Origin of the sequence: Paraburkholderia phymatum (assembly GCF_040965635.1) — a bacterium.
In the GTDB taxonomy this organism is placed as follows: domain Bacteria; phylum Pseudomonadota; class Gammaproteobacteria; order Burkholderiales; family Burkholderiaceae; genus Paraburkholderia; species Paraburkholderia phymatum_B.
In genome coordinates this window covers 19,940-27,156 of the sequence record NZ_JBFRCH010000057.1, presented here as the reverse complement: position 1 = coordinate 27,156, position 7,217 = coordinate 19,940, and the positions used below count along the sequence as shown (strand labels likewise).

Here is a 7,217-nt window from a genome sequence, read left to right as displayed (position 1 = left end):
CGCCGCACCGGCCGGCCGACGAGCCGTTCTGAAACGACAACGGGGGCATCATCGCCCCCGTTTTACTTGATTCCTTCAACATCATTTATCTTGATCATTGCCCCATCGATTTACGTGCTCACGCTCAGCATGGACGCCTCCCGGCCCTTCGGGGCAAGATGACGCAGTCACCCGACTGAGGAGAGAACCATGCCTGACGTTATCAGACTTGATATCGCAAAGCGCATTTTCCAGATCCACCCGGTGAATTCGGAGACCGGCGAGATCGTGCGCATGAAGCTTCGCAGGTCAGAGATGGCAGACTTCTTTTGTCGTCGCGAGCACAGTGTGGTTGTGATGGAGGCGTGCGGTAGTTCCCATTATTGGGCCCGCACGATACGTGAATTCGGGCATGAAGTTCGGCTCATCGCGACCAAGTTCGTCAGGCCTTTTGTGAAGGGCAACAAGACCGATGCGTCAGATGCCGAGGCTATCTGGGAAGCTGGCCAGCTACCCGGCATGCGCTTTGTTCCTGTGAAGACAGAACATCAGCAGGCGGTGCTTGCACTTCATTCGATGCGTGACGGACTGGTAAAAGCGCGTACGGCACAAATCAACCAGATCCGTGCGACGTTAGCCGCCGATCACGTGCATTCAGCTCTCCGCGATCTTGCCGACGAGCATTGGGCATCTGCCTTGCCCCTGCTACTTGAGGACTTCCAGCAGCTCCTGCGTGATGCGTTGGACTTGCTACGCGAGTTGGGCGAAGCGGATGATCACAGCGACCGTTCGCACTGGGATTAGCCGTCCATCAGTCCGCACTGGCAGAACCGTGGCTTTCACGACTGGGTGAGCCTGATTGAATTACTGCGCGATGCCTGGCTGGCGGTTCGGAAGATTGACCGCGCTCGTTCAGCGCGAATTGACAGGGATATGGAGTACATATCAAAACGCGTAGTCACTCAAGATTATGGACATCGTCGTCGATAACAACGACAAACAGTGAGTTCGGAATTCCATTTCCATCAGAAATTACCCCCTTGCGCTCACTTTCGCCTGGTCTGAATCGGACTGCAGAGTCCAAGGACAGATTACATCGGGATGGAGCGAAAGCACACTAGAAGCCCCGCGGCGTCAAAAGATCGGCCGCGTGCAGGTGCCCGCGCGGCTCGAATGGAATCTTCAGCCAGGCAAAGACGCTCATGTCGTGGTAGCCGGGCGAAGCGCGATATCCGATGCCGGTACCGGCGATAAGGTGACGGGCAAGGAGCCCGGCTATCGTCGTCGTGTCTTCGCCGAATGCGCCGGACGCGCGACCCGTGAAGAGTTCGCGCGTTGCGTAACCGAACCGGCCTCCCGTCTTGAACAGAAACCGGCCGCCTTCATCCGACTGCGCGTAAAAGACGAGGCCAGCCTCGCGATTCGATTTAGGGCTCCAGTAGCCGCCATACGGACCATCGAACCGGTTGGCGTCATAGCGATAAGAGCTCAGGCGTATTTCCGGCCCTGCGTTGAGCCAGCTCCATCCTTTCGCGCGGAAGTCCCTGGTAAGCGAAAGGCTGAGGGCAAAGAAAGGATTGACGGCAGTTCCACTTGCCGTGACAGCACCGCTGGACAGTGTTTCGCCGAAATGGAACGCACTGCCTCCCATTGCCTGCCGCGCGGCGACCTCGAGGGAGGATGAAATGGCCGGCCCGGTTCCGGAGGAGGGCGCGCCCTCGAATGCGCGAAGCGAATCGTAGATGCTGTCCCGGCTGAAGGTCAGCCGCAAGAACTCGTCTTCGCTTTCGGCTATTCGCTGATATTGAACCTTGCCAAGTACCTGAACGGGTCCTTCGCCGGGCTTTTCGAGTTCCGCACCGGCAAACAGCACGCCTCGACCAACCTCGGTACGCACCGTGGCGCCCAACTGCTTTCCCCACGCATGCTGCACACCGTCGTCCAGCCGAAGCGCAGTGCCGTCGATGCGCACGGTCAACGATGGAGACGCCAGCATCGTGATCGAAAGTTGCGGAATGGTCCAGACAGTCAGCTTGTCCTGTCCGGTCGTGCCGGATTTCCGATCCAGCGTGAACAGCGACCGCAGCGAAGGCTCCTGCCCTTCGGAAGGACGACCTGTCAGGGCTCGCGCGTGGTCGTAGAGTCCCAGCCGCTCGTCGTGATCGGCCAGCGTCTGGCGGGCAATCGGCGAGATGGTTCCGGGGCTTTCGCCTACGAGCGTGCCGAGCGTTCCATAGTCGCGGTTGGCGGCCGCGGCAAACACCAGACCCTGTATGTATTCGTCGTTCCCGGGCGCTGCTTCATGAAGCTTTGAGAATATCTGCTCGGCTTGCGCGGGACGACCACTGTTGAGCAGCGCCCAGCCCGCGAGCGCGCGCGTAGACGGCTCCGTCGCGTCGCCGGTCTCTTCGACCAGCTTGAGCGCGGCGTCGACCTGTGCAGGGTCGTGCGAGTCCTTGGCCAGAGCGAGTTCGATCGCGGCGTGCAGGCGCATGCCCTGTTGCGTGGTCAGTTCACGCGACTCGGCTGCTGCTTCCGCAAGCCGCTGTTGATGCATCAGCGACAGCGTGAGCCCGAGCCGTGCTGAAGACGGGTCACTGGCCGTCTTCAGTGCCTCGCGAAACAGCGCCTCTGCGGCCTTGTCGTCGTGAGCGCGGTCTTCGAGCCAGCCGGATACTTCCAGTGCCGACACATCCAGATGGACAGATGGATCTGCGCGAAGCGCTCTCGAGTAGGCAAGCGCGTTCACATCGTGGCCTGCTTCGTTCTCCGCATACATGCGCTGCAGCCTTAGATCGTTACGGACCTGCTTTAGCGAGGGCTTCTCGAACACGGGGTTCGCGATGAGGCGGTCCACGTCTGCGGGCGGCAGTGCTTTTGCCGCCTTCCATGCTGTGCCCGAAAGCTCGCCGGGATTGGTGCAGGCGCGAATCAGCTCCAGATAGACGCCATAGGCCTGCTCGGCCCGTCCTGTCTCCGCAAGCGTCTGCGCGCGATCCCATTTCGCGGGCAGATTCGAGCACACCGGGTCTTTCGTCGCCCTGTGCGCAGCTTGACCGCTTACTTGAGGGCGGGAGTTCAGGGGCTTTGCTGCCTGCGGCTTGCCAGGCGTGATGGCAATTTCCGGCGTCTGTGGCTGGACCAGCTTGACAGTATCTCGCGCTGCGGGCGAATTGCCCCATGCGTCAGATTCCCGGCCGGGCGTGGCGGACGCGGGACCTGGGGACTTCGATGAGTCAGCTTGCTCTGCACGGACAGGACCGTGCCATGTGAACAGAATGACGGCAGCTAGCGCAATCAGCGTGCGATTCCTGGTCATCGTTTTGGCGATGGATCGGAAAAGGAGGATTGGTCGAATCGCTTCTTCAGCTGTTCCTTGAGCGTCATATTCAGAAAGATGTACGAAAGCGCAAGCAGTGTCGTCAGCACGCCCCAGAACACCAGGGGATCGGCCAGGAGCAGGCGCAGATGCGCGATGCTCGACCGGCCGGCAACTGCGAGCGGCTTTGCCGATCCAGTCGCGGAGTCGAAGAGCGTTGCCCCTTGCGCAAACTGCGACCAGACTGCGGGCTGGCGCAACATCTCGATGGCACGCGGCACCGACGCTTCGTTGCTGCCAAGGATGGCAACGAACGGGTGCCCGCTGGCGTGGCCAGTCAAGGACACGGCCTGTCCCGGCTGCAAGGTCGGAAGCGAGGGCAATTGACGAAGCTGCGGCGCGTCGAGCGACGTGGCCGCGTCGAAAAAGAAATCGGTGCTCGCGAAGTCACCCGGTAACGCAAATGTGAAGTCCGCCAGCACACCCGTTGTACGGACATGGACCGCAGCGAAATTCAGCGCGGCACGCACGAGCGCGGTGTCCGGATGTCCGAGCGCGATGGCGACATGCTCCGGGGGAGCGTGAATCGCGGCCGTGGTGTCGAGCGTCATGTCCGCGCGCGATGGGAGTGCCATCGAGGTGTCGGCGAAAGCGCGCGCGGCACGCAGGCAATCGGCCTCGGTAACGCCCGAAAGTACCACGACAACCGACTTGCCCTCGTTGGCGGCGTAGATGCCGAGAAACGGGCCGTTGATGCCCTCGGCAAAGGTGGCGGGAAACGCATCCTGCAGCGCGCTGCGCGTGCCCACGAGCAGCACGTCGCCTGCGCGAGCAGTGTCCTTGTCGATATCCCATGAACCCGAGTCGCCGCGTTTGATGATCGGGTCGGTGCCTTTGTACGTGACCGTGACATCGACCTGCCTCATGCGCGCGGCGATGCTTTCGACGGCGAGCGTGGCTGCCCGTAGTCGCTGAGGCGACGGCAACTCGCTTCCCAACGCGACGGTAACGTTGCGCGGCATCCATGACCGGGCATCGAACGCCAGCGGCAGCTGCGCCAGGATCGGCGCCGGGTTTGGGCGCAGCCCCGCAAAGTCCAGCGAGATGGATGAGCGCGCATTGTCAATGGGCGCGATATCGGAGTACGCCGTCTCTGCGGTGATCGGTGCGGAGTGCGACACACGGGCCAGTTGAATGCTGTTAATCCCCGGCACGAAAGCTTGTGGCGAAAGCGGAATGGTCTGGACCTGGCCCTTCGCATCGACCTGTGCCACCTGCGTGCCGTTGACCCACACGACATAGCGCGCTCCCGTCTCGGGTGCAACGTCCGACGCCAGCTGTAGGTGAACGCCGCTCAGTGCTTCTCGCGCAGACAGTTCAACGACAAGCGCATGCGCTGCTGACGCGGCACCGTCTGGCGACGGGAGTGAGGAAAGCGGTCTTGTGACGGTCTGCGCTGTTGCAGACAGTGCGCCGAGGCCTAGCAGCCAGGCAACAACGGTAGCGCGCACGAGCCGACTAACCACGGAAGCCCTTGCGGCCCACATGACGGGCATGTGCATGAGCGCCTCTCAGCGAAATAGCGAGCATGCCCAACAAGGACCGCACGAGGTTTGCCGATGCCTCCCGCTGCTTCCAGAGCCGCAGCCATCGCTCGCTATCTCCGTACGCGAGGACAACGGCGGCCCGTTCCTCTTCGGGTGTCCTTGGCGCGTACAGCGCGACATAAACGCCAGTCGTCTTATCGACGGGGGCGATCACGTGCGCTGCCAGCAGATGTCGCTGGAGCCGGACTTCAAAGCGATCCAGCGTCAGCCCTTCAGGCACGCGTATTCGCATGCCCAACTCGTTGACATCGAGGAGGCGTACCTGCGTCTCGCCGAATTCCCCTACGATAGTGATCGTCTCGTCGATTTCGATCCGTGGCCTGGTACGACGCTGCGCCTTTTCCAGTAACGCGCCGAGTGCACCGAGGCTGAGGAAGAGGTTGAAGCCTATCCATAGCACGGCTGCCGTGAGGATGGGGCGGGCATCAGGTTCGAGGATGATCCTGACGATGCCCCAGACCAGGCCGATCACGCTGACGGTGAACATGCCGTAGTACGGCAGACGGAACTCACTGATGACGTCGCTTTGGCTCTGTTCGCCCTTGGGCGTGACGGCGAACGTCGGCGTATTGGGGCGCAAGAGTGCACCCACCAGCGCGGGCAGCATGTAGAACGCCTGGAGCGTCTCGTAGAGCTCGGACGAAAAGATGCGCCGGAATCGTCCGTTCAGCCGTTCAGCCGTCAGTAGCGCGACGACGAGATATGGAAGTGTGTAGCCGACGAGATTTTCGGTGCCACCCGGGTACATCTGCAGCTTGAACACAATGCCAAAAACCGGAACTGCGAATGTGACCAGGCGAGCGAACGGGAAGAACCAGAAGAGCCCGATGGAAAAATAGCAGAGCCTTTGAGTCAGCGACAGACCGCGGACGAGCCATGGATTCTGCCTCATGAGTATCTGCATCATGCCAACGCCCCAGCGGATGCGCTGGACGAGAAACCCGGCAACTGTCTCGGGCTGCAAACCCGCCACCATCGGCCGACCCAGATACACCGAACGCCAGCTTCGCTGATGCAGCTTGACTGACGTCGAAGCGTCCTCGGTGATCGACTCGGTCGAAAAGCCACCAATTTCCTCGATGGCCGCGCGCCGGACCAGCGCACCCGAGCCGCAGAAGAACGACGTATTCCAGGTGTCGAGGCCCGGTTGAACTGCGCGGTAAAACAGGTCGTTCTCCGCTGGCATCTGGTTGAAGAGTCCGAGATTCTTTTCGAGCGGGTCAGGGTTGGTAAAGAAATGCGGGGTTTGCACCAAAGCGGTCTTCGCGTCATGGACAAAAAAGCCCACCGTGGAACGCAGGAAGTCACGCGTCGGCACGTGATCTGCATCGAGGATTGCCATCAGATCGCCAGACGTGCGTTGCATTGCTGCATTCAGATTACCGCTTTTTGCGTGCTCGTTTGAATCGCGCGTCAGATAGACGGCACCGTGTCTTTTGCACAGTGCCTTCAGCTGCTCGGAGCGTTCCGCGAGTGCCCGGCGCTGCTCCTCACTTTTTGCGGTTCTGGATCGTGGGAAGCCGTCGTCGAGCACGTAGACGCGAAGGCGCTCTTTCGGGTAATCGATCTCCAATGCGCCGCACACCGTGGGGGCAACGACCCAGAGCGGTTCCGAGTAAGTCGGAATGAATACATCGACAAAGGGGAGCGCGTCATGGGCGGGCAGTGGAAGCGGCCGACGCTCGAGCGGCCGGACACTGACGAAATAGCCCAGCAGCACGACGCCCATGCAGTACAGTTCAGCCAAAAGCAGCGCTGCCGCCGCGAGCTTCGAAGGCAGGCCGCCGTGAATCGGAAATGCCTCAAAGCGCCACGCGATGTAACGGATGATCACGAAGCTGCTGAAGACGAGCAGCACGGGGCGCGTTCTGGGCGTTTGCACGCAGGCGAGCAGCCCGAACAATGCAAGAAAGATCCATGCATGCATCTGCGGGTGGGGCAGGCCAACTGATAGCACCGCCAGTGCGACCAGCGTCACCAGCAGAACGAGCGCGATAATCCGATGCATTTTGGATCGCATGCCGGGAACTCAAAGTCGTGAGCGACAAGGTTTCACGTGATCATAATTGCTCACTGTCGATCGCGCTATCTGGGCGGTGCCTGTCCGGCAGCGAGACCCCGGCAGCGGGGTCCCTGTGGCACTGCATGCTTGCATCGGATCGCCGTGGCTCGTTGCGATCATTCGCTTTCCGTATCCATACATATCCTGCGCAACACTTTGCCAGTTTCGTTGGCGTATCTTCGAGAGCGGCTCCGAGGAAGCCTGAGGTGCCGTTGGGCTCGGACGGCAAGCCGGGTTAGCGTGCCGTGGC

General features: G+C 61.2%; 4 protein-coding genes. 1 reads left to right on the top strand and 3 read right to left on the bottom strand.

Features of this window, described 5'->3' with window-relative positions:
- Positions 1–189: 189 nt before the first annotated feature.
- Positions 190–783: an IS110 family transposase gene (locus AB4Y32_RS38790; RefSeq protein WP_368726332.1), complete on the top strand. Its 594-nt coding sequence runs from the start codon at positions 190–192 to the stop codon at positions 781–783.
- 313 nt (positions 784–1,096) lie between these two features.
- Here the strand turns inward: AB4Y32_RS38790 and AB4Y32_RS38785 are convergent, their stop codons facing one another.
- The 3 genes from AB4Y32_RS38785 to bcsA form a co-directional block, all read right to left on the bottom strand.
- Complete coding sequence (locus AB4Y32_RS38785; RefSeq protein ID WP_368726331.1) at positions 1,097–2,728, bottom strand: hypothetical protein; 1,632 nt, start codon at positions 2,726–2,728, stop codon at positions 1,097–1,099.
- A gap of 566 nt (positions 2,729–3,294) precedes the next feature.
- Complete coding sequence (locus AB4Y32_RS38780; protein WP_439899901.1) at positions 3,295–4,845, bottom strand: cellulose biosynthesis cyclic di-GMP-binding regulatory protein BcsB; 1,551 nt, start codon at positions 4,843–4,845, stop codon at positions 3,295–3,297.
- Positions 4,817–6,925, bottom strand: a complete 2,109-nt coding sequence (gene bcsA / locus AB4Y32_RS38775) for a UDP-forming cellulose synthase catalytic subunit (protein WP_368726329.1) — start codon at positions 6,923–6,925, stop codon at positions 4,817–4,819. Before bcsA ends, AB4Y32_RS38780 begins: the two co-directional genes overlap by 29 nt.
- Positions 6,926–7,217: the final 292 nt, after the last annotated feature.

Bases quoted from the DNA above. Each gene is read 5' to 3' on its own strand.
- AB4Y32_RS38790 (WP_368726332.1), top strand. From the start codon at position 190: ATGCCTGACGTTATCAGACTTGATATCGCAAAGCGCATTTTCCAGATC.
- AB4Y32_RS38780 (WP_439899901.1), bottom strand. From the start codon at position 4,845: ATGTGGGCCGCAAGGGCTTCCGTGGTTAGTCGGCTCGTGCGCGCTACC.
- bcsA (WP_368726329.1), bottom strand. From the start codon at position 6,925: ATGCGATCCAAAATGCATCGGATTATCGCGCTCGTTCTGCTGGTGACG.